This is a genomic window from Enterococcus sp. AZ009 (genome assembly GCF_050548785.1).
GTDB lineage: Bacteria > Bacillota > Bacilli > Lactobacillales > Enterococcaceae > Enterococcus_D > Enterococcus_D entomosocium.
This window is the reverse complement of the sequence record NZ_CP172960.1, coordinates 1629114-1650446: the sequence shown is the minus strand read 5'-3', so window position 1 is coordinate 1650446 and position 21333 is coordinate 1629114. Positions and strand designations below refer to the sequence as shown.

General features: G+C 43.1%; 18 protein-coding genes. 7 read left to right on the top strand and 11 right to left on the bottom strand.

The window, feature by feature from the left end; translation table 11 throughout:
• Positions 1-27: 27 nt before the first annotated feature.
• Both IGJ74_RS07860 and IGJ74_RS07855 read right to left on the bottom strand, forming a co-directional pair.
• Positions 28-705 carry a YesL family protein gene (locus IGJ74_RS07860; protein ID WP_005236490.1) on the bottom strand — a complete coding sequence of 226 codons (678 nt, stop codon included), beginning with the start codon at positions 703-705 and terminating at the stop codon, positions 28-30.
• Positions 706-720: 15 nt separating this feature from the next.
• A complete protein-coding gene (locus tag IGJ74_RS07855; protein ID WP_008381525.1) occupies positions 721-1689 on the bottom strand; it encodes an ABC transporter permease in 969 nt (322 codons plus the stop codon).
• Positions 1690-1948: 259 nt separating this feature from the next.
• On the opposite strand from IGJ74_RS07855, the gene IGJ74_RS07850 reads away from it, so the two are divergent.
• Entirely contained in the window at positions 1949-2836 is an 888-nt protein-coding gene (locus IGJ74_RS07850) for a carbohydrate ABC transporter permease (RefSeq protein WP_008381527.1), read from the top strand.
• Between the two features lie 62 nt (positions 2837-2898).
• On the opposite strand, the gene IGJ74_RS07845 is transcribed toward IGJ74_RS07850, so the two are convergent.
• Positions 2899-5112, bottom strand: a complete 2214-nt coding sequence (locus IGJ74_RS07845; protein ID WP_218193136.1) for a helix-turn-helix domain-containing protein — start codon at positions 5110-5112, stop codon at positions 2899-2901.
• A gap of 162 nt (positions 5113-5274) precedes the next feature.
• Between IGJ74_RS07845 and IGJ74_RS07840 the strand changes: the two genes are divergently transcribed.
• The 5 genes from IGJ74_RS07840 (at position 5275) to IGJ74_RS07820 (ending at position 11344) form a co-directional block, all read left to right on the top strand.
• Positions 5275-6255 carry a LacI family DNA-binding transcriptional regulator gene (locus tag IGJ74_RS07840; protein WP_005229927.1) on the top strand — a complete coding sequence of 327 codons (981 nt, stop codon included), beginning with the start codon at positions 5275-5277 and terminating at the stop codon, positions 6253-6255.
• A gap of 70 nt (positions 6256-6325) precedes the next feature.
• Entirely contained in the window at positions 6326-7729 is a 1404-nt protein-coding gene (locus IGJ74_RS07835) for a tagaturonate reductase (RefSeq protein ID WP_218193137.1), read from the top strand.
• Between the two features lie 12 nt (positions 7730-7741).
• Complete coding sequence (locus IGJ74_RS07830; protein ID WP_218193138.1) at positions 7742-9253, top strand: altronate dehydratase family protein; 1512 nt, start codon at positions 7742-7744, stop codon at positions 9251-9253.
• A 20-nt stretch (positions 9254-9273) separates the two neighbouring features.
• Positions 9274-10662, top strand: coding sequence for a glucuronate isomerase (uxaC, locus tag IGJ74_RS07825; protein ID WP_218193139.1), 1389 nt, complete (start codon positions 9274-9276; stop codon positions 10660-10662).
• 10 nt (positions 10663-10672) lie between these two features.
• Complete coding sequence (locus IGJ74_RS07820) at positions 10673-11344, top strand: rhamnogalacturonan acetylesterase (RefSeq protein ID WP_104010376.1); 672 nt, start codon at positions 10673-10675, stop codon at positions 11342-11344.
• A gap of 258 nt (positions 11345-11602) precedes the next feature.
• On the opposite strand, the gene IGJ74_RS07815 is transcribed toward IGJ74_RS07820, so the two are convergent.
• The 5 genes from IGJ74_RS07815 to IGJ74_RS07795 form a co-directional block, all read right to left on the bottom strand.
• Positions 11603-12409, bottom strand: a complete 807-nt coding sequence (locus IGJ74_RS07815) for a gluconate 5-dehydrogenase (RefSeq protein WP_005229917.1) — start codon at positions 12407-12409, stop codon at positions 11603-11605.
• Positions 12410-12431: 22 nt separating this feature from the next.
• Positions 12432-13274 carry a 5-dehydro-4-deoxy-D-glucuronate isomerase gene (gene kduI / locus IGJ74_RS07810; protein WP_218193140.1) on the bottom strand — a complete coding sequence of 281 codons (843 nt, stop codon included), beginning with the start codon at positions 13272-13274 and terminating at the stop codon, positions 12432-12434.
• A gap of 12 nt (positions 13275-13286) precedes the next feature.
• Complete coding sequence (locus tag IGJ74_RS07805) at positions 13287-14285, bottom strand: sugar kinase (RefSeq protein ID WP_218193141.1); 999 nt, start codon at positions 14283-14285, stop codon at positions 13287-13289.
• A 1-nt stretch (position 14286) separates the two neighbouring features.
• Positions 14287-14934 (bottom strand): bifunctional 4-hydroxy-2-oxoglutarate aldolase/2-dehydro-3-deoxy-phosphogluconate aldolase, encoded by a 648-nt coding sequence (locus tag IGJ74_RS07800; RefSeq protein WP_016621203.1) that lies wholly within the window; start codon positions 14932-14934, stop codon positions 14287-14289.
• 110 nt (positions 14935-15044) lie between these two features.
• On the bottom strand, positions 15045-15797 hold the full coding sequence (locus IGJ74_RS07795; RefSeq protein ID WP_016621204.1) for an IclR family transcriptional regulator: 753 nt from the start codon (positions 15795-15797) through the stop codon (positions 15045-15047).
• Between the two features lie 151 nt (positions 15798-15948).
• Between IGJ74_RS07795 and IGJ74_RS07790 the strand changes: the two genes are divergently transcribed.
• Positions 15949-16689, top strand: coding sequence for a MurR/RpiR family transcriptional regulator (locus tag IGJ74_RS07790; RefSeq protein ID WP_008381545.1), 741 nt, complete (start codon positions 15949-15951; stop codon positions 16687-16689).
• A gap of 18 nt (positions 16690-16707) precedes the next feature.
• Here the strand turns inward: IGJ74_RS07790 and IGJ74_RS07785 are convergent, their stop codons facing one another.
• From IGJ74_RS07785 to IGJ74_RS07775, 3 genes are all read right to left on the bottom strand, one after another.
• Entirely contained in the window at positions 16708-18081 is a 1374-nt protein-coding gene (locus tag IGJ74_RS07785) for a gluconokinase (RefSeq protein ID WP_242691905.1), read from the bottom strand.
• A gap of 219 nt (positions 18082-18300) precedes the next feature.
• Positions 18301-19632 carry a 6-phospho-alpha-glucosidase gene (locus IGJ74_RS07780; RefSeq protein ID WP_061054494.1) on the bottom strand — a complete coding sequence of 444 codons (1332 nt, stop codon included), beginning with the start codon at positions 19630-19632 and terminating at the stop codon, positions 18301-18303.
• Positions 19632-21260: a PTS transporter subunit EIIC gene (locus tag IGJ74_RS07775; protein WP_218193142.1), complete on the bottom strand. Its 1629-nt coding sequence runs from the start codon at positions 21258-21260 to the stop codon at positions 19632-19634. The genes IGJ74_RS07780 and IGJ74_RS07775 overlap by 1 nt, the downstream gene beginning before the upstream one ends.
• Positions 21261-21333: the final 73 nt, after the last annotated feature.

Genomic DNA, 21333 nt, shown 5'->3' with positions numbered 1-21333 from the left:
CCAGTAAAAGTCTTTGAGCCGTTTTCTTTAGATAATGACCTCATCTCCTTTACTGGCAACGGTTTGCTCCGTAGTCGATGCCGTTTTTGAAACCACCTGATCTGTTTCAATTGGGTGGATATCTTGAAGAATTTTTTTACCAGCAAGGGCAAAAACACCACCAACTAAGCTGCTCCCCATCAAAATGAGGCCGATCAAGAAATAGCTGCCAAGAACTAAATAGCCAACGATCAAAATCGACCAACTAATGATCGAATAATGCAGATAGCCTAAACCTAACAACGCACTCCCTCGCAGGATCTCAAACACGGTCACAAAGTTAGTGGCTGCCATGACGGTATACACGTGCATGAATAGAAAGAGAAACGCAATCAAAAAGAGGACATTCGCTACTTGGATAAACCATGGAAATGGCGCAAATATATTGGTGATCACGATCGCTGCGATGATCAGAAACAACCAACTGATCAGCACCGATTGTCGGAACCGTTCTTTACTATAGTAGAAAAAACTTTTGATCAAAGGCGGTCGTTCGTGAAGACGAAGCCAGCGATCATAATATTTCATCATGGCATACGAGGCTGGTCCGATTCCCAAAAAGATTCCCCCCAGAAGTGTCACACTTAGCCAAAGAAAATGAAGGGCGATCAGGGTCAAAAACGCGGTTAGCCCATCGTTGATTTTCGTGATTTTCTCAATCGTCATATGATCCCCTCTTTCTTAATAGATACCATCTTCCCCAATTTTTTTCGCCAAACGATTCGCAAAAACAACGAGGATCAAACCTACAAGACCTTTAAACAGCCCAACAGCTGTCGAGTAACTCAATTGACCATTTTGAATCCCGGCGGTATAGACAAAGGTATCAAAGATTTGGGCAACCTCACGGTTCATTGAGTTCATTAATAGGAACATATGCTCAAAGCCCATATCTAAGATCGAACCGATTTTTAAAATCATTAAGGTCACAATCGTCGGACGAATACACGGCAACGTGATGTGCCACATTTTACGTAGTTTGCCAGCCCCATCCATATCCGCAGCTTCATAAAGCTGTTCATCAACATTGGTAATAGCGGCTAGATAGACGATCGTCCCCCAACCGGCACCTTTCCAAAGATCTTGGAAAATGTACATTGGACGTAGCCAAGTACGGCTAGTTAAGAATGGGATACGTTCCCCACCAAGACTTTCGATCATGTTATTGATCACACCGCCTTCAGTCGTCAACAGGACGTAGAAGATTGAAACTACGATCACCCACGACATAAAATGAGGCAAATAAATAATCGTCTGGATACTTTTTTTCAAGCGACGGTTATTTACTTCATTTAACATAAGCGCCAATAAAATAGGAAAAGGGAAGGAAATCGTGATATTTAAGAAAAACATGATCAGCGTGTTGCGCATCAACATCACAAAAGTATCTTCAGTAAAGAGCCGAATAAAATGAGTAAACCCAACAAAGGGACTGCCTAAGATCCCTAAGAATGGCTGGTAGTCTTGAAAAGCGATGACTAAACCGCCCATTGGAATGTAACGAAAGATAATAAAATATAAAATACCTGGCAATACCATAATATAGAGCGCACGATTTTTTCTGATTTGCGCCCATTTTTTCTTTTTCAACCGCAGTCGCTGTTCTTCTTCAGTAAGTGGTGAGAAGTAATTATCAACTTTTGTTTCCATACTTGTTCCTCCGAGTTTTTTTGATTTGATAGTCCCATGGTAGCGTGTAAGAAAGATAACGTATATAATCATTTTCTCAGCATTGGAAGGGCATACATTTTTTAGGATTATTTCTCGGTTGAATTGGAAAACCATTGATTTATCAACGTTTGTCATGATTGTGATTTTTTTAACATGTAAAAGTGATTATATACGTTGTCCCCGCCTCATGATACGTTGGAAATACCTATTTAAGTAAAAAAAGATGGAGGTTTTTCCTATGCAACAAACCCTAAAAAAAACGAATCGCCCGAAGAGTGAACGGGTTGTTCAAGGATTTATTATCGGTTTTCTACTACTCTTTACCTTAATGTGTCTCTTGCCTTTTCTGAACATTCTCGGAAGCTCCTTTGCTTCTTCTTCTGAGATTGCGACACGAACATTTATCATTATCCCACGTGAATTTAGCTTAAATGCTTACCGGTATATTCTCTCGACTCCCACGATTTTTACGAGTATTGGTGTTTCCCTTTTTGTGACCATCGTCGGAACGGTTCTTTCAATGATCTTGACCTCTTTTATGGCCTATGCTCTTTCAAGAAAATATTTGCATGGACGTGGCATCTTCAATTTTATTGTCGTATTTACGATGTTGTTTAGCGGAGGGATGATCCCAAGTTTTATTTTGGTACAAAGCCTTGGCTTGATCGATTCTCTCTGGGCACTGATCTTACCGAGCGCCATCAGTGCATATAATATGATCATTATGAGAAACTTTTTCCAAGGGATTCCTGATAGTTTAGAGGAATCAGCAAAAATGGATGGTTGCTCTGATTGGGGCGTCTTTTTCCGTATCATCTTACCTCTTTCCTTACCATCGATTGCGACGATCTCTTTGTTCTACGCTGTTAGTTATTGGAATACTTATCAATCAGCGATTTTGTACATCAATGATTCAGCGAAATGGCCGATCCAAGTGCTCCTTCGACAAATCGTGATTGTCTCCAGCGGGATGAACGCCGATGCCGCTAGTGTCGATGTTGTCCCCCCAGCACAATCCGTGAAAATGGCCGTGATCGTCGTTGCGACTTTGCCAATGTTGATCGCCTATCCATTTGTCCAGAAGTATTTCGTGAAAGGTGCCATGGTTGGTTCCGTCAAAGGGTAGCCAACAGGCAGCAAAGAAAAAAAGCGTTTTTTGATCGTTGATCAAAAAACGCTTTTTTTCTTTTAATCTTTGGATCGTTTGCGATACTCTCCGGGTGTCATCTGTTCTTTCTTTTTGAAAAAGCGGATGAAGTTTTGAGAGTTGGTATATTGTAGGTTGGCGGCGATTTCTTTGATGGTCAAATCGGTTTCTCTTAACCACTTTTTCGCGACTTGCAATCGATAGTTTTGTAAGTAATCGGCAAAATTGATGGATAATTCCTTTTTAAACACATTACTTAAGTAATTGGCATTATAATGCAACTGTTCAGCAATGCTATCTAAGGAGAGATCTTGGTCGTATTGTTGGTGTACGATCAAGACCATCTTTTCAGACAAGGAGCGAATTTCTCGATCTGTTTTGGCTTGTGTCGTTTCAACGATAGGTAAAACTAACTCTTGATAGATGATTTGCTCAACTTTGAACAAACTGGTTTGGTTGAGCACGGATTGATAGACTTTACGACTATTCTGCAAGCTAGTATGATCTGCTCCTAGGAGTTGCCCTAGCTGAACGATACTGTTGATCAACTTAAACAAGGCACTTTCAATCGTCAACGGATTTTTGTTTTCATGAATGATTTCGCGTACGACTTCTGTGTAACTCGTTTTGATGGTCGCTAGATCCCCACTACGCATTGCATCCAAAAAGGTGCTTTCTGCTTCTCTAGGGTACTGAACGATCGCGTTATTGTCTAATTGTGCCGCAATGTCGTCAAAAAAGATAATGACTTCTTCCCCTAAATTCATTCGATAGTGCAAGGCTTCTTTAGCGTTATCAACCGCTAATTTGGTTTCTACGAGGCGGTCGTAGGATTGTGAGACCCCACAACTTATTTTGATTTTCAAGTAATCTTTTGCCGCTTGATGGATCTTTTGACAATAGGTCAATACTTGTTTTTGGTCAACTGATTCAGGAAGCTTTAAAATTGTTCCTTGGGTTTCTTGACTGGAGATGATTGGCTGAAAACGCAAATTCGCCGGAATGATTTCAGAAACGAGATTCTCGATGGCAAGCAAGAAAATATCAATAGTCGCTGTTTCTCGTCCACACAAATCATCGATTTGAATCAGTAATACGGCATAGTGTTCCGTTTCGGATACTTCATACCCAAATTGTGACAGTTTTAAGTGACTATCTGCTTCTGAGATACAGCCGCGAAACAAGTTTAATAAAAACAAGGATTCTAACTCGGGCTTTTGGTGTTCAACTTTGACGGCGAGATCGTGGTTTTGATGTAAGACCTGGTCGATATCGGAAATCAACTGATTGACTTCTAATTTCTGACCTTGTTTTTTGGGCTTTAAAAGCTCACCGATCCGATTGATGGGTGAGGTAGCCACGATCGCAATGCGATAGGATACTAATAAAAAGAGGATGATCAAAAGACTGCCAATCACGATCAAACCGCTTCTTAATTCACGGATTGCTTGCGAAACACTGGCAGGTGCCAGACGGATCACATGATACCACTTATTGTAATCCGATTGTGTGACCACATACTTATTGTTTTCTTTGTCAGTGAAGATGCCATCGTCGTGGGCAGCTGCGATCATTGTTTCGTGTAAGTCAGAATCGATCACTTCACCATTATCGAAAAGCAGTTGTCCGTCCGCATGAAAAATATTCAAAAAGGAATCGTCATGATCTGCCACCAACTGCGCAATGGTATGGTCTTGGATTTCAGCGATCCCCAAAGCAGTGGTTTCCTGTCGAAAAACAGGCAGCGTCATCACCATTTTTAAATAGCCATCTTCTGGCAACCAATACAAGTAGCGTTGGTTGTCGATCAACGCTTGAAAAGCAGCGAATTCAGTATCATCGATCTGTTTTAAGGAGCCTTCTTCGATTTTCCAATGCTGATTCAAATTCACCAATTGGTAGCTGGCGTTTTCGATTCCCATCACACCAATGTAAGCCAGTTGCGAATTGATCTCGCGCACTTGTCGATAATTCGTCACGGAAAACGGCTGTTCCATCGTATCGGAAAAGCTTTGCGTGCTGCTATATGTAGAAAAGGCATACTCCACCATCTGAATTTTTTGATCCAGATTTTCTTTGACTTGGTTGACCAAATTATGTTGACTTTGCAAAAACGTTTCTTGAATGTTTTGATACGTTCGATGATAAATGACCCCACTAAACCCAATGATTAAAGCGCTACCAATTAGAAAAATCAAAATAAATATTTTATAAAACAAGTTGGATGTTTGATGATAGCTTAAAAAGAATTTCATAGACTCCCTCCCATTACCTAACTATCTTCTTTTATACTAGCACATCCCAGAAAAAGTTCCTATGTTATTTTGAAAAATGTTTCACGTGTGCATCCTTGGTGTATTGACATTCTCGTGGGAACAAGCTATGCTTGAATCAAGCAAAAAGGAAGAAGGTTTTCTATGGTCACGATCAAAGATATCGCCAAAGTCGCTGGTGTTTCACATACAACTGTTTCTCGTGCGTTAAACGATAGCCCATTAATCAAGCCAGAAACAAAAAAGAAGATCGCAGCCATCGCTGAATCTTTACACTATGTGCCCAATGTCAATGCCAAAAGTCTGGTGAATCAGAAATCTTATATCATTGGTCTTTATTTTTCTCATCTATCCATTGGTACTTCCGATAGCTTTTTAGTCGAAGTGATCAAAGGAATCAGTGATACCCTACCATCCGAATATACTTTGGCGGTTCATGAATTATTGCAATCCGATACATTTGATGAAGAGCCGAATCGCCTAGATGGAGCGATCGTGATGAGTCAAAGTGATCGTGATGACGGCTTTATCGCTGCTCTTTCAAAGAAAAACATTCCCATCGTCGTTTTGAATCGTCAATTGCAGGATGCAACCTTGATGAATGTCACTAGTAATGATGCCCAAGGGGTCTATCAAATGATCACCTATGTGCTTGAACAAGGCTTTCGAAAGATCGCCATGATCGAAGGGATCGCTTCCTTTGGTTCCGCTAGAGAGCGTCGCAAAGGATTTATGAAAGCGATTCAAGAAAAGCAGCTTGTCTGCCCGAAAGAATACTTCGTAGCTGGCGACTACTCGTTGGAAAGTGGTCAGCTGGGTGCCCAGCAACTACTCGCTTTACCTGAACCACCTGAAGTGATTTTTTGCGCCAATGATGATATGGCGATCGGGGCGATCAATGCCTGTCATCAAGCAGGACGAAAGATCCCAGAGGAGATCGGTATCATCGGTTTTGATGATAGTTCTTTTTCTCCCTATACGTATCCCCCTTTAACAACGATCCGCAAACCAGTCTATGAAATGAGTCAATTGGCAGCAACTCTGCTGTTGCAAGCATTTGCCAATCAAGTAGTTGAGAAACAACATTTCTTTGATACCTCGTTAATCATTCGTCAATCGCTGTAAGCCTCTTGTTTTCAAGAGCGCTTACGCAAAAATGTTAACGTGTGCATAACTATTTTTTAAGGAGGATTCTATGAAAAAAATTACCGAACAACCCCATCAAACCTATCCAGCCCGAGTGATTCAATTCGGGGAAGGCAATTTTATGCGGGGCTTTTTTAACTGGCAGCTGCAGCAAATGAACAAACAAGGGCTTTTTAATGGCAGTGCCGTTGTGGTACAGCCGATTGATCACGGCTTGAAAGAGCTGTTGGCACAACAAGAAAATCTCTACACCGTTATCTTAGAAGGACTTGTCGATGGCGCTTTATCTCAAACATTTGAAGTCGTCTCCACCATTGATCAAGTGCTGAATCCTTATCAGCAATGGGAAGACTATCTTGCTTTAGCCGAAGACGAGCAACTTGAGATCATCGTTTCTAATACGACGGAAGCAGGTATTGCGTTTCACCCAGAGGATACCTTACACGATACCCCTCCCAAAAGTTTTCCTGCAAAACTGACCGCTCTTTTGTATCGTCGTTTTCAACGACAAAAACCGGGATTTTTGATCATTCCTTGTGAATTAATCGATCGGAATGGGGAAAAACTAAAAGAGATCGTCTTACAATATGCCGCATTATGGTCTTTGGAGTCAGACTTCGTCAACTGGTTAGAAAAAGAAAACACCTTCTGCTGCAGCTTAGTCGATCGGATCGTTCCAGGATATCCTCGCGATAAAGTGGCACAATACCAAGAGATTCTTGGCTATGAGGATGCCGTAATGGTCACTGCGGAACCCTTTATGCTCTGGGTGATCGAAGGAAGCGGCGTAGCCGAAAAGCTTCCCTTGCAAGAAGCTGGGTTGAATGTGATCGTGACAGAAGATATGACCCCTTACCGTGAACAAAAAGTACATTTATTAAATGGTCCTCATACGGCGATGGTTCCTCTCGGTCTTTTAGCTGGTTTAGAAACCGTTGAAGAAGTAATGAACGACCGTGATTTTGCAGCCTTTTTGGATGGTCTTTTTCTGGAAGAGTTGATTCCAATGCTTGATTTGCCTAAAGCGCAGCTTGCAGCTTATGCGGAACAAATCAAAGAGCGCTTCAGAAATCCTTATGTGAAGCATCAGCTGCAATCGATCGCTTTAAACAGCGTCTCAAAATTCCGTGCGCGTCTTCAACCAGTCTTAACTCGTTATGTCCAACAAAACCAGCAGTTACCAAAACGAATCACTGCCGCACTGGCAGGGTTGCTGACTTTCTATCTCACTCGACCTTTTCAAGATGATGACCTAGTGACAACCATATTTCAGCAAGTGAAACAATTACCAGCAGAAGAACAGATCGCCACTCTATTAAAAAATGAGCAACTCTGGCATGCAGACCTGAGCTTTATGACAGCGACAATCAATGAAATGTGCGCATGTCTAAAACAAGACGGACCCCGCCAGTTACTTGCGTCGATTGACACCCCTGAGCCAAGTTTGAAATAAAGGAGAATCTTTATGTCCAGCACATTAACAGAAACACCCGCGCAACTATTGAAATTGCACCCTAATGATAATGTCGCAGTCGCATTAAAACCACTAGCTGCTAAAACGACCCTTTCATTTGAAGACCAAACGATCACCCTTTTTGAGGATATTCCGCAAGGACACAAAATCACCCTCAAAGACCTAGCTCAATCACAAGACGTGATCAAATATGGCTACCCCATTGGACATCTCTTAACTGATGTTAAAACTGGCCAATGGTTGCATACCCACAATGTCAAAACCAACCTTTCTGGTACCTTAGCATACACCTATGCCCCCGATTTGCATCCCGTCCGTTATCCAAAAAGGGCTGCGACGTTCCAAGGGTACCGGCGGGCAAATGGCAAAGTTGGGATTCGTAATGATTTACTGATCGTGCCAACAGTTGGTTGTATCAATGGCATCGCAGAGATCATTGTTGAAAACTTCAAGAAGAATCATCCAGATCTTGGCACTTTTGATCATATTACGATCCTTAAACATCCCTACGGCTGCTCCCAGTTAGGCCAAGATCATCAAAACACCCGTCAAATTTTAATTGATGCGGTGCATCATCCAAATGCCGGTGGCGTCTTGGTCTTTGGTTTAGGTTGTGAGAACAACACCGTTCCCGAGTTTAAGAAAAACCTGGGTGACTACGATCCAAAGCGCGTCAAATTTATGGTGGCACAGGAAAGCGACGATGAAATTGCGGTCGGCGAAAGCTTATTAGAAGAATTACTGGAAGCAGCAAAAGAGGATCAACGAGAAGCCGTTCCCTTGAGTGAGCTAAAGATCGGGTTAAAATGTGGGGGTTCTGACGGGTTTTCTGGGATCACCGCCAACCCTTTGTTAGGGGCATTTTCTGACTTTTTAGTTTCTCAAGGTGGCAGCACGGTCTTGACGGAAGTACCCGAAATGTTTGGCGCTGAACAAGTCTTGATGGCGCGTGCACAAGATGAAGCAACCTTTGAAAAAATCCTTCATCTAATCAACGACTTTAAAGATTATTTTCTTGCTTACGGTGAACCAGTCTATGAAAATCCTTCTCCTGGCAATAAGGCAGGCGGGATCACTACGCTAGAAGATAAGTCATTAGGCTGTACCCAAAAATCTGGGACTTCCGCTGTCGTCGATGTCTTAAAATATGGGGAGAAACTCCGTAAGCCAGGCTTGAGCCTGCTGGAAGGTCCAGGAAACGACCTTGTTGCCGCTTCTGCACTGGCTTCTGCCGATTGCCAACTCGTCTTATTTACCACTGGTCGGGGCACGCCATTTGGTGCCTATGTGCCGACCATGAAAGTTGCCACGAATCAAGAGATTTATCATAAGAAACCCCACTGGATGGATTTCAACGCTGGTCGCTTGTTGGAAGAGCCGATGGAGGTCGTGCTGGAAGACTTTATTCAAGCGATCATCGATACTGCCAGTGGAAAACCGACTCGTAATGAAGCCAACAACGTTCGTGAGATCGCCATCTTTAAAAATGGTGTGACACTATAACCAAAGAAAAGAGGTTCGACATGTTTTTAAATGAAAACTATTTACTGCCAAATGAAATTGCTCAAACCCTATACCATGAATATGCCAAAGATCTGCCGATCATTGATTACCACTGCCACTTAGACCCGAAAGAAATCTATGAGGATCGGCCCTTTAAAACTATCACCGAGGCATGGCTAAGTGGCGATCATTACAAGTGGCGATTGATGCGCGCTTGTGGCGTACCCGAAGAAGCGATTACGGGCAATGCCAGTGATTATGAAAAATTTTTGGCATGGTGTCAAACAGTGCCAAAATTGGTGGGAAATCCCCTTTACAGTTGGACCCATTTAGAGTTAAAGCGATTTTTTGCGATCGATCTTCCCGTTACTGAAGAAAATGCCGAAACTTTGTGGAGGCTATGCAACGAAAAATTGCAGCAAAAAGACTTTACCCGAAGAGCTTTGATTGCTCGCAGTAAAGTCGAGATCGTTTGCACCACAGATGATCCAGTCGATGATCTTCACTATCATCACCAATTAAGCCAAACAGAGCAACGTTTTCGGGTCTTGCCGACCTTTCGACCTGACAAAGCGTTACAAATCGACCATCCGAATTTTCTTACCTATGTTACCAAACTCGAAAAGAGTGTCGAAAACGCGATCACTACCTACGATGCTTTCTTGACAGCCTTGCGGGACCGTGTAAGCTATTTTCACCAGCATCACTGCCGCTTGTCTGACCATGCGCTGGATACTTTAGTGTATGCTACAGACGAACAGTTATCCCTTGAAGCAATTTTTGCCAAAGCATTAGCTGGAGAATCTTTGGAGGAAAAAGAAGTCTCGTTCTTCAAAACCAATGTTCTAGTTGAACTGATGCAGCTGTATCACGAACATGGTTGGACGATGCAACTGCATGTCCATGCGTACCGTAACTGCAACCAACGAATGTTTGAGCGCTTGGGACCAGATACTGGCTACGATGGCATCAATGATCAACCACTGACTCAAAACTTGCAGAAATTATTGAACGCTGCTGATGCGCAAGACCATTTGCCTCAAACGATTCTCTACTCCTTAAATCCCAATGACTATGATGCACTCGTCGCTTTGATGGGGTGCTTCCAGCAAGAAGGCAATAATAAATTGCAGTTAGGATCTGGCTGGTGGTATAACGACACCCGCGCAGGCATGCGTCACCAATTGACGAAATTCGCAGACGGCAGTGTGATCTTTAACTTTGTCGGCATGCTGACGGATTCAAGAAGCTTTTTGTCTTACACCCGTCATGAATATTTCCGACGCGTCTTTTGTGAATGGCTTGCTGAGATCGTTGTACGTGGTGAAGCCCCTGCTGATCTTCGTCAGTTAAAACCATTAGTAGAAAATGTCTGTTATCAAAACGCCAGCAACTACTTCAAATTTTAGGAGAAAGCAAATGGTAAAAATCGTCATCGTCGGTGATTCCACCGCATCGATCAAAGAGCCTAGCGCTCGTCCAGAAACGGGCTGGGGAGAAAAAATCTCACGCTATCTCCCCCAGCATCAAATCGTCAACTTGGCAAAAAATGGGCGTTCCTCCAAGAGCTTCATTGAAGAAGGACGCTTGTTGCAGGCAGAAAAAGAACTACATGCTGGTGATTATCTCTTGATTCAATTTGGACACAATGATCAAAAAACAGATAGTCGCGGCACGACACCTGTTGAATATCAGCATAATTTAGCAACCTACGTGCAAACGGCACGCCAGCAGCAAGCGACACCGATCCTATTGACCTCGATCACTCGTTTGCATTACGTGGACCAACAGCAACTTGATCCTTTGGCAGTCGGTCCTTACCCAGAAGCAATGCGTGCTTTGGCTACCTCCTTGGATGTGGTCTGTCTGGATCTTTTTGCCGCAACACAACGGTTCTTTTCAGCGCTGGAACCACAACAGGCGAAAACCTATTTTCTTCATTTAGAAAAAAACCAGCACCCCAATTATCCAGCCGGCATTACGGATAACACGCATTTGAATAACCAAGGTGCTACAGCCGTCGCCAAATTAGTTGCCAAATGTTTGACAAATGCTCCATTACCGCTTGCACAACAAGTTTTGTTAGATTGAAACTCATTGTTCGTGTTGAATCTTCCCCTAACATAAATACGCTACCTGATTTGAAAAAGAGCTACTCAAGCAAAACGCTGCGAAGAACAGTTTCCTTCACAGCGTTTTGCTTTTCCTTCTTTTTAAAAGATTTGTTTGCAATTGCTTTGCTTCAACCCATTTATCGCCAAGCTACCTTTTAAAGCCCTGCATTTCTTAGGTGTTGCACCATAAAAATGGGAACGATTGCAATCGTCCCCATCCTTACTACTGATTGTTTTATTCAGGTTGTTTCCCGATATACGCCAAGATACCGCCGTCTACATATAAGACATGGCCATTGACAAAGTTTGATGCCTCAGAAGCTAAGAAAACAGTTGGTCCTGCTAAATCTTCTGGCTCACCCCAACGGGCAGCAGGTGTTTTCGCTACGATAAATTGATCAAATGGGTGACGAGAACCGTCTGGTTGGATCTCTCGTAATGGTGCGGTTTGCGGTGTTGCAATATAACCAGGTCCGATCCCATTACATTGAATGTTAGCTGAACCAAATTCAGCACAAATGTTTTTCGTCAACATTTTCAAGCCGCCTTTAGCCGCTGCGTAACCAGCCACCGTTTCTCTTCCCAATTCACTCATCATTGAGCAAATGTTGATGATTTTTCCATGTCCTTTTTTGATCATTGACGGTAAGACTGCTTTTGAAACGATAAATGGAGCGTTCAAGTCCACGTCAACGACTTGGCGGAAGTCTTCAGCAGACATCTCCAACATCGGGATTCGTTTGATGATCCCAGCATTATTGACTAAGATATCGATCACGCCAACTTCTTCTTCAATCTGCTTGACCATTTCGTTGACTGCTTTTTCATCCGTTACATCGCAGACATAACCGTGGGCTTCGATCCCTGCTTCACGATAGTTTGCTAATCCTTTATCCACTGATTCTTGATCCAAGTTGTTAAAAACGATCGTTGCTCCTGCTGCTGCTAGTGACCGAGCGATCGTAAAACCGATCCCATAGACAGCGCCTGTCACTAATGCGATCTTACCATCTAAACGAAATTGATCCATTGAAAAATCCATAATTGATAAACCCTCTTTCTTTTTATTTTAAGTCGTCCATTGCCACCATATCCATGTCGGTATAGGTGATATTTTCGCCACACATTGCCCAGATAAAGGAGTAGTTACTTGTTCCAACACCCGAATGGATCGACCAGCTTGGAGAAATAACGGCTTGTTCTCCACTAACGACTAAATGCTTCGTTTCATCTGGTTTGCCCATCATATGGAACACTTTTGTGTCTTCGTTGGCAAAATCAAAATACACATATGCTTCCATCCGACGTTCATGGGTATGACTTGGCATCGTATTCCAAGCACTGCCTGGTTCTAAGATCGTATACCCCATTTGTAATTGACAGCTTTCGCAAACGTTTGGGTGAATATATTGATAAATTTTCCGTTCATTTAATGTCAAGCCTTCGCCAGTCTCCATTGGTGTGACTTGATCAATACTGATTTTTACATTTGGGTATTTCTTATGTGCTGGCACGCAAGATAGATAGAATTTCGCTGGATTTGCTGGATCATCTGAGTGGAACAAGACTTGTTTGGTTTCCTTGCCGATATAGTAGCCGTCTTGTTTTTTCATTGGTTCTTTTTGGCCATCGATCGTGATCGCACCAGGTCCTCCAATATTGATGACGCCTAATTCGCGACGTTCTAAGAAGTATTCCACCCCTAATTCGCTGCTTAATTTCACTTCTAACGCTTCTTCTGTCGGTGTCACTCCGCCAAAGATCATCCGATCATTGTGGGTATAGGTCAGCATGATTTGTCCTGGTGTGAAAATTTTTTCTACCAAAAATTCTCTGCGTAATTCCTCGGTACTATAGTGACGAATATCAAGTGGACTATGGGTATAGCGTGTTTCCATGTGTTGCATGTTTTATTCCTCCTATCGAATAATTTTTCCTGAACCTGTTGCAATAAATTCTTGTATCTCATTGGCGCTAAACTGATTACAGTCGCCATGGATCGTATGTTTCAAAGCAGATGCGGCTGTGGCAAAATCAACGATTTCTTGGTCTTGTTTCTTCGTGACAACACCATGTAGGATACCAGCTGAAAAGGCATCGCCGCCTCCGACGCGATCAACGATTGGATTGATCTCATGGGTAGCAGAAACGACATAATTGCCGTTATGCCATAGGCTTCCTGTCAATTGATTGTGACTTGCTGAGAGCACCTGACGACTAGTTGAATAAAAGAGCTGGATATTTGGGTATTTCCGATGCATTTCTTGATAATAGTAGTCATCTTCGACTTCCTCTGTTGGAGCTGATACATCCATAAAGACTTGGGCATCTAACTGTCCTGCCGAGCAATAATCGACATAGGGGAGCACTTCTTGCAAAAAGACGCGTGCTTCAGCGGTCGTCCACAGCTTTCCACGATAATTGATATCGAAACTGATTTTACAACCAGCTGCTTTCGCTTCTTTGATCAACGTCAGCAAAAGTGTCTGCCAAGTCGTTGAAAGAGCGGGCGTGATTCCTGAAAGGTGAACAATATCAACCCCATCAAAAAGGTCAGACTGCCACTCATTTTCCTTCATTTGAGCAAAGCTAGAGCCTGCGCGATCATAAACCACTCGCGCTGCTCGTTCCCCGATACCGGTTTCAATATAGTAAGTACCTAGTCGGGAACCGCCACGAAGCACGTGGCGACAATCGACGCCATAGCTTCGTAAATGATGAAAAACGGCATCTCCTAAAGCATTTTCCGGCACTTTACTAGCAAAAGAAACGTGATGACCAAAATTTGCCAAGGAAATCGCAACATTGGCTTCCCCGCCACCATAATGGGCAGCAAACGTCGAACTATGGGCGATTCGGTCGCCTAACGTTGTCGATAGACGCAACATGATTTCTCCTAGTGTCAGAATGTTTGCCATCTTACTTTCCTCGAATCTCTTTTAATTTTGCCGCATATTGTTTCGCTACTTCTGTTACTTTGTCAAAATCCCCACTTGCTGCTGGCGCTAACAAATTCCCCCCTACACCAACGGCTACAACACCCGCTGCAAACCATTCTTGCATGTTGTCTAAGCTGACACCACCGGTCGGCATAATGTTTAATTGTGGCAATGGCGCTTTGAAGGCCGAGATGATACTTGGTCCATACGCACTACCCGGGAATAGTTTAATGATATCTGCGCCTGCTTTTAAGGCGTCCTTCATTTCTGAAATGGTCATGCAACCAGGCAGATACGGGATTTGATATAAATTACATAATTCAGCCGTTTCTTGATCAAAGGTTGGGCTGACGACATATTCTGCTCCTGCCATGATCGCTAAGCGGGCGGTCACTGCATCAAGAACGGTCCCCGCACCAACAACTACCTCTGGATTCTCTTTGAAGGTTGCTACCAATTCAGCGATTACATCCGCCGCTTGAGGCACTGTAAAAGTCAACTCAATGCCGGTGATCCCCCCTGCAACGATCGCTTTACTTGCTTGTAGTGCTTCTTCTTTTGAAGCGCCACGTACAACAGCGATCACACCGCTTTCCTTTAGTTTCATTAAATTCGCTACTTTTTTCATTAAGACCCTCCACTTATTTCCTATTTGGAAAATGGTATTTATTATAAAGAAACTTACACGTTCATTATACCGTTCTCGTTTTTATTTGCAAGGGCTTTCCATTAAAAAGTTTATAACGCTTGTTCAATTTGTTGTTTTGTCGCAATAATCGCATCGATCAATGTCGTTTTGTATTCTGGGGTCAAGCGGTATTTCGGTAGGCTGATAGAAAACGCCCCAACGATCTCCTGATCTTTTATCAGTGAGGCGCCGATGCAATAGATTTCTTGTTCCATTTCTTCATCATCAAAGGCTACTTGGTTCGCTTTTGCCTGTTCCAATTCTTTCTTCAACTTCAACTGATTTGTAATGGTATTTTCGGTATAAGCGGTTAAAGGCGTTGCTGCCAAGTACTCCTCTACTTGAGGGGCATCAAACTCCGCTAAAACGGCTTTCCCCATGGCAGAGCTATACAACGGTCTTGTGATTCCTACTTTTGAAGACATGCGGATCGTTTGATTCTGAGGCTCCAATTTATTGACATAAAGAATCTCATTGGCGGTCAAGACCCCTAAGTGGATCGTTTCATCCGCCGTTTTCTGCAATGCTTCCAAGTATGGCAAGCTGATTTCCACTAAATCAAGCTCTTGAATGTTTTGATTCGCATACTTGATCAGCTTAGACCCTAAGCGATAATTCTTCTCTTTGTCGCGTTTGACATAGCCGATCATTTGTAGCGTTTCCAATATTTTCAAAGCTGTGGATGGGGTCAGTTTCGTTGCTTCTGAAATTTCTTGCAATGGTTTACTTGGCGCTTCTGCGAGGTAATCTAAAATGGTTGCTGCTTTTAGTAGTACGGTTCCATATGGTTTTTGTGTCATCATTTCTCCACCTTTATTTTCTATATAAGAAATTATAATATCTTTTTAGGAAATGCACAATCTTTTTTCCTATATATCAGCATGACGCGATTCCTATTTTACTTTCTGTCGTTATTCATTGTATGATGAAGACAAGACAAAGGAGTGCCGAACAATGGACTTAAATGTATTGATCAAAGGAAAAAAATTGACTGACAATGAGCTGCAAATTCTTGATTATTTGCTTGCAAATACCGCTGCGATCGATGGACTGCCCTTAAGAGAAATCGCTAAAACGATCTACACTTCCCCAGCAACCATCGTGCGGCTTGCGCAAAAACTAGGTTTTTCTGGCTATCTAGAGCTGCTTTACTTCTTAAAGAATCGCTTGAAAAATCAGACGATCACTGAAGCCGCCATCGATTACCAAATTGACGCTGCCAGTATTGCAGATACGATCGAAGCGATCAAAGAAATCTATGGACAAAACAAGAACAAGTTTATTACGATTTATGCCACAGGTTTTTCGGGGATCGTGGCAGAATACCTACACAAAAAAATGCTTGTCAACGGCATCAAAACCTTATTAGTCAGTGCTTCTGACTCAGGTGGGATCATTAGTAACAACATCGAGAACATAAGTATGTTGATTACTATCTCTAAATCTGGCGAAACACAAAAAGTGCTGGAAAAGATGGCATTAGCCAATGAACATCACATACCAACTGTTTTGTTTTGTGGGAACGGTGAGCATCGCGCCAATCAACTAGCGACCTTTTCCTTTGAAGTGACAGATGAACGTCCCTACGACACCCAAAACATCCAGTACACCAGTTTCTTTGGCAAACTGCTCTTATTGATGGAATATATCGTCGACGCTTTCACGTGTGTTGAAAAAGAAAACCAGCAACCCTAGTGGATTGCTGGTTTTTGCTTATGCATGAAAATACGTTTTTGCCAGTTCTTGATAAAGCGCGTGGTTCTGCGGATCAGGAACAAATTTTTCATCTGGCTGATCTTGCCGCACAACAGAGCTTTTGTACAAATCATACAAGCCGAATATCGGTTCATTTTCATCGGAAAGATAACAGGTTAGCCCCAACACATCCGCGGTCATTTGACCTAATAGTTTTGTTTGAAAGAAACCACCACTTACAGTGACTGCCCCTTCCAACTGCGCCATTTGCTTTAATAAATCGATGTTCATCAGCATGCCTTCGAGGACTGCCCGCAACATATCTGAGCGATTGTGTTTCAGGGTCAAGCCAGAAAAGCCACCTGTGATTTCATTCGTCCAAAAGGGTGCCCGCTCGCCATTTAAATAGGGGAAAAAACGTAAACCGTTGCTGCCGATCGGTGATTCCTCCATGACTTGCGGCAGATAATGATAAAACCCATCAGGATCTTCTGATAAGGTCTCTTTTGCCCAAGCAAGCACACAACCGCCATTATTCGAAGGTGCCCCTACGACATAGAGGTCTTCTTGCAGATAGTAGCAAAAATTTTGTTTTTGGTCATCAAAGACGGTGGTCTCACTTACTTTACGAACCGCCGCACTGGTTCCGATCGTCAAGCTGTTGCGGATCCCTGTAGAAATATAGCCAGCATATGCTGCCAAACACCCATCGCTAGCCCCACACATCACTTCTACCTCAGGCTTCAAGCCACACCGCTGCGCCATCTCCTCGGTAATCAAAAAACGATCAGTCGGTGCACATAAAGGCGCTAATTGGGCTTTTGAAAGGGATAAATAGGTGAGAATCTTTTGACTCCATTGCTTTTCTTTCAAAGAAAAAAGACCGGTTGCTGATGCGGTACTATAATCGATCCGTGCTTGTCCGGTAAACAACGCCATTGCTAGTTCTTTTAAGCCTAACCATTTCGTCTCTTTGGAATATGAACCACTTGTTTGAAAATAAGCCAGTTTCGCAAAGGGAGACATTGCATGGATCGGTGTCCCTGTCTCTTCATAAAACGTTGCCGCCAGATCCGTTTGACGAAAGGCCGTCATCGTTTGACTCGCTTGATTGTCTGACCAAATGTAAATCTCTTCTGCTGTCTCACCAGCCACTGGCATCAAACTGTGCATAGCGGTACTGAACCCGATCACTGTGATTGCCGCTTTTAATTGAGCGGGAATCGTTGTGACACCACTGATTAATTGGCTACTGATCTGGGTCGCTGATTGGGTCTGTTTTAACCCGTGGCTATGGGTTTTGATTGGTAATGACTGTGAGTAAATGATTTTCCGATCTTCAATAACCCCAAATTTTATGGCTGTTGTGCCGATATCAATCCCTAAAAACATCGCATTGCTCCCTCTCATCTGATTCAATTAGCTTTATTCTACCATAGTTAGTGGCATATTCTAGCATACCTGTCTGATCGTTTTGTTGAGAAGACGTTTAGTGATGATTTTCTTCAGAGAAGTATCCTTCCACAGCAAAAATCAAAAAAAAGAAAGATTCTTGGAGAATCTTCCTCTTTCGTTATCCAACTAGCGAATGTTTCGCAAATGTGAAACAAATCAAGACAATCCTGGCCAGTAATCACCATTTTCCGAGACCAAATCATCGAGTAACTCTTTGGCTACTTTTGCGCTAGGAATCGTTTTGGAAAGGCTTAACGCTTGCCACATTTTTTGATAGCTCTTTTCCACATATGCTTCGACCACTAATTTTTCCACAGTCACCTGTTGGAACATGAGCGCTTGTTGGAAGGCAGGAATTTTTCCTTGAGCGAGGGCTTCTGGTCCATCAGAACCGACGATACATGGCACTTCCACCATGGCATCATCCGGGAAGTTCGCAATCGCGCCGTTGTTTTCCACAATCATGACCATTCGCTCATGCGTATTAAAAGCGATGGCGCGTGCCAAATCAACGATAAAGGTTGCATGGGCATCAATCTCAAAAGCGATCCCTTCAGCAGATCCTTGTGCCGTGATCTTTTTGGCATGATCGAACACTCGTCTTTCCCGTCCTTCCATCACTTCATTGGAACGCGTATACTCTGGGTGTTCTTTCATGTGTTCGTAGACGTAATCTGGGTATAAATAATACTTCAAGTACGTATTTGGCAGATATTCTGGTGTGAGAGCCAAGAGGTCTTTGGCTTTTTTGTGGGTGTCTTGCCAACTTGGGTCTGTATGTTGGGTATCCACTTCGATTTGCGTCAAATAGCCATGTTCTGCAACATAGTCACGTATGGTTTGAATGTACTCCGTGCCTTCTTTGTCTTTGACACTAGTCCACCAGCCAAAATGATTCAAGCCAAAGTAGCGAACTTCTAGTTCTTCTGGCTGCTTGCCAATGATTTGCGACATGCGCCGCAACGTGCCCACAGGCATGTCACAGATATTCAGAACCTTTGACTCAGGACGCAAGACCCGACATGCTTCAGCTACGATTGCAGCCGGATTGGAATAATTCAGCATCCAACAATCGGGGGAATACTTTTCCATGTAATCAATGATCTCCAGCATACCAGTGATGCTGCGCATCCCATAAGCGATCCCTCCTGGACCACAGGTTTCTTGACCAAAGACGCCATGACGCAAGGGGACTTTTTCATCTTTTTCCCGCATATCATACTTTCCTACTCGGATATGCGCCATACAGAAATCGACATCGCTGAAGGCTTCCTCAGGATCCGTCGTAAATGAAAATTCGATTTGCGGTGCTTGTTCTTTTAATAAGATCGCTAGGGCTTCACCGAGGATCGCTTGGCGTGCTTCATCATTGTCGTATAGTTTCAGCTTTCTTAAAGGAAAGCGTTCTTGATTATCAAGCAGCATCATAACGATTCCCGGGGTAAAGGTACTGCCGCCCCCTGCGATCACTACTGAAAAATTTTTCATCATTCAATCTCTCCTTCTCTTCCAAGATAATTTTCTAATTCTTCCCGCACTTTCGGCACAGTCAACCCGTAAACGACATGGACATTTTCACCATTTTTGATCACGCCTTTGGCTTGTGTTTCGTCTTTTAGTAGCGCTTCATCCACGAGTTCAGGATCCTTTAGTTTTAAACGTAAGCGGGTATAGCAGTTGTCGATGGTTTTGATATTGTCATCGCCACCTAGCGCTTTAGTGATGATTGCTGAGATACTTGTTTCACCAGTCGGACTAGTGGCGGCTTGGTCACTCGCCATGACCCCGACACCTGCTCCAGCAAGTTGTTTTTCTTTGTACTCTTTCTTCGAATACAGTTTGGTCTCTGTCCCATCTTCTTCACGCCCGACCGTTTTCAAATTCAGTTTCGTGATCAAAAAGCGGAACAAGAAGTAATAAAGAAAGAAGAAGACGACTCCGACGATCAAGTACACTGGCCAGCGAGTTTTCTCGATCCCTAAGGGCAAGTTGTACAAAAGAAAGTCGATGAAGCCATTCGGTCCGATGGCGCGAGAACCAAAGAGATTTAACGCCACCATGCTCAAGCCGCTAAGTGCAGAATGAATGACGAACAAAACAGGTGCCACGAACATAAAAGAAAATTCGATTGGTTCAGTCACACCTGCAATAAAGGAAGTGACGACAGCTGGAATCAAAATGGCTTTGACTTTGACTTTATTTTCTGGTTTTGCCGTTTGATACATCGCCAAACAGGCACCGATCAGTCCAAACATTTTTGAGATCCCACGAGCGTCCCAAATGACACTTTGCGATAATACGCGGACTGCTGGGTCAGCAATTTCCACAAAATAAATGTTTCGTGCCCCTTCAAAGACTTGACCGCCAACTTCTGCGACACCGCCTAATGAGGTATACAAAAACGGCGTGTAGATCAAGTGATGCAAGCCAGTTGGAATCAATAAGCGTTCCAACATACCGTACAAGAAGATGCCAAAGTTGCCCGTTTGTTGAATGATGCCGCCTAAACCGTCGATGCCAGTTTGTATTACTGGCCATATAAACGTGGAAACGATGGCTAATAACACGACGACCGGAATCAAGACAATAAAGACGAAGCGCGCGCCGCCATAAACTTGAAAGGCGTTGTTAAAGGTCGTATCGATAAAACGATTATGGATCAATGCTACGACGATCCCTAAAATGATCCCCAGAAAGACCCCCATATCCAACACTTGGATTCCTAAAACGATCGCTTGTCCTGAACCTTGAAGGGCATCGGCTGGAACCAACATCCCCCGAAGTTCCATGAATTTATTCATGGCATTCAAGAAGACGAAATAACCTAACAACGCGGTAAATCCCGCTTCAGCTTTTTTCTTATTAGCTAACCCTAAAGCGATCCCGACACAAAAAATAATGCCCAAATTGGTTAAAATCGGTAATAAGGAAGCGGATAAGATACTACCAAAACCGGTGGTTATCGGATTATCCAAAAAGGGAAACTGCTCAAGCAAGCGGACATTTGTAAACACATTCCCAACGGCAATCAATATCCCTGCGATCGGCAAAATCAAAACGGGCACAAACATTGCCTTGGAGAATTTCTGCATCGCATCCATCACTTTTTCTTTCATTGAGGAAACTCCTTTGTAGTTGATTTGTAGGTTCATTATAGGAAACATTTGTTACTAATAGAATAGCAAACGT

Excerpts from the sequence above, each read along its gene's own strand:
- IGJ74_RS07860 (WP_005236490.1), bottom strand. The coding sequence starts at position 705 with ATGACGATTGAGAAAATCACGAAAATCAACGATGGGCTAACCGCGTTT.
- IGJ74_RS07855 (WP_008381525.1), bottom strand. The coding sequence starts at position 1,689 with ATGGAAACAAAAGTTGATAATTACTTCTCACCACTTACTGAAGAAGAA.
- IGJ74_RS07850 (WP_008381527.1), top strand. The coding sequence starts at position 1,949 with ATGCAACAAACCCTAAAAAAAACGAATCGCCCGAAGAGTGAACGGGTT.
- IGJ74_RS07845 (WP_218193136.1), bottom strand. The coding sequence starts at position 5,112 with ATGAAATTCTTTTTAAGCTATCATCAAACATCCAACTTGTTTTATAAA.
- IGJ74_RS07840 (WP_005229927.1), top strand. The coding sequence starts at position 5,275 with ATGGTCACGATCAAAGATATCGCCAAAGTCGCTGGTGTTTCACATACA.
- IGJ74_RS07835 (WP_218193137.1), top strand. The coding sequence starts at position 6,326 with ATGAAAAAAATTACCGAACAACCCCATCAAACCTATCCAGCCCGAGTG.
- IGJ74_RS07830 (WP_218193138.1), top strand. The coding sequence starts at position 7,742 with ATGTCCAGCACATTAACAGAAACACCCGCGCAACTATTGAAATTGCAC.
- uxaC (WP_218193139.1), top strand. The coding sequence starts at position 9,274 with ATGTTTTTAAATGAAAACTATTTACTGCCAAATGAAATTGCTCAAACC.
- IGJ74_RS07820 (WP_104010376.1), top strand. The coding sequence starts at position 10,673 with ATGGTAAAAATCGTCATCGTCGGTGATTCCACCGCATCGATCAAAGAG.
- IGJ74_RS07815 (WP_005229917.1), bottom strand. The coding sequence starts at position 12,409 with ATGGATTTTTCAATGGATCAATTTCGTTTAGATGGTAAGATCGCATTA.
- kduI (WP_218193140.1), bottom strand. The coding sequence starts at position 13,274 with ATGCAACACATGGAAACACGCTATACCCATAGTCCACTTGATATTCGT.
- IGJ74_RS07805 (WP_218193141.1), bottom strand. The coding sequence starts at position 14,285 with ATGGCAAACATTCTGACACTAGGAGAAATCATGTTGCGTCTATCGACA.
- IGJ74_RS07800 (WP_016621203.1), bottom strand. The coding sequence starts at position 14,934 with ATGAAAAAAGTAGCGAATTTAATGAAACTAAAGGAAAGCGGTGTGATC.
- IGJ74_RS07795 (WP_016621204.1), bottom strand. The coding sequence starts at position 15,797 with ATGATGACACAAAAACCATATGGAACCGTACTACTAAAAGCAGCAACC.
- IGJ74_RS07790 (WP_008381545.1), top strand. The coding sequence starts at position 15,949 with ATGGACTTAAATGTATTGATCAAAGGAAAAAAATTGACTGACAATGAG.
- IGJ74_RS07785 (WP_242691905.1), bottom strand. The coding sequence starts at position 18,081 with ATGTTTTTAGGGATTGATATCGGCACAACAGCCATAAAATTTGGGGTT.
- IGJ74_RS07780 (WP_061054494.1), bottom strand. The coding sequence starts at position 19,632 with ATGAAAAATTTTTCAGTAGTGATCGCAGGGGGCGGCAGTACCTTTACC.
- IGJ74_RS07775 (WP_218193142.1), bottom strand. The coding sequence starts at position 21,260 with ATGAAAGAAAAAGTGATGGATGCGATGCAGAAATTCTCCAAGGCAATG.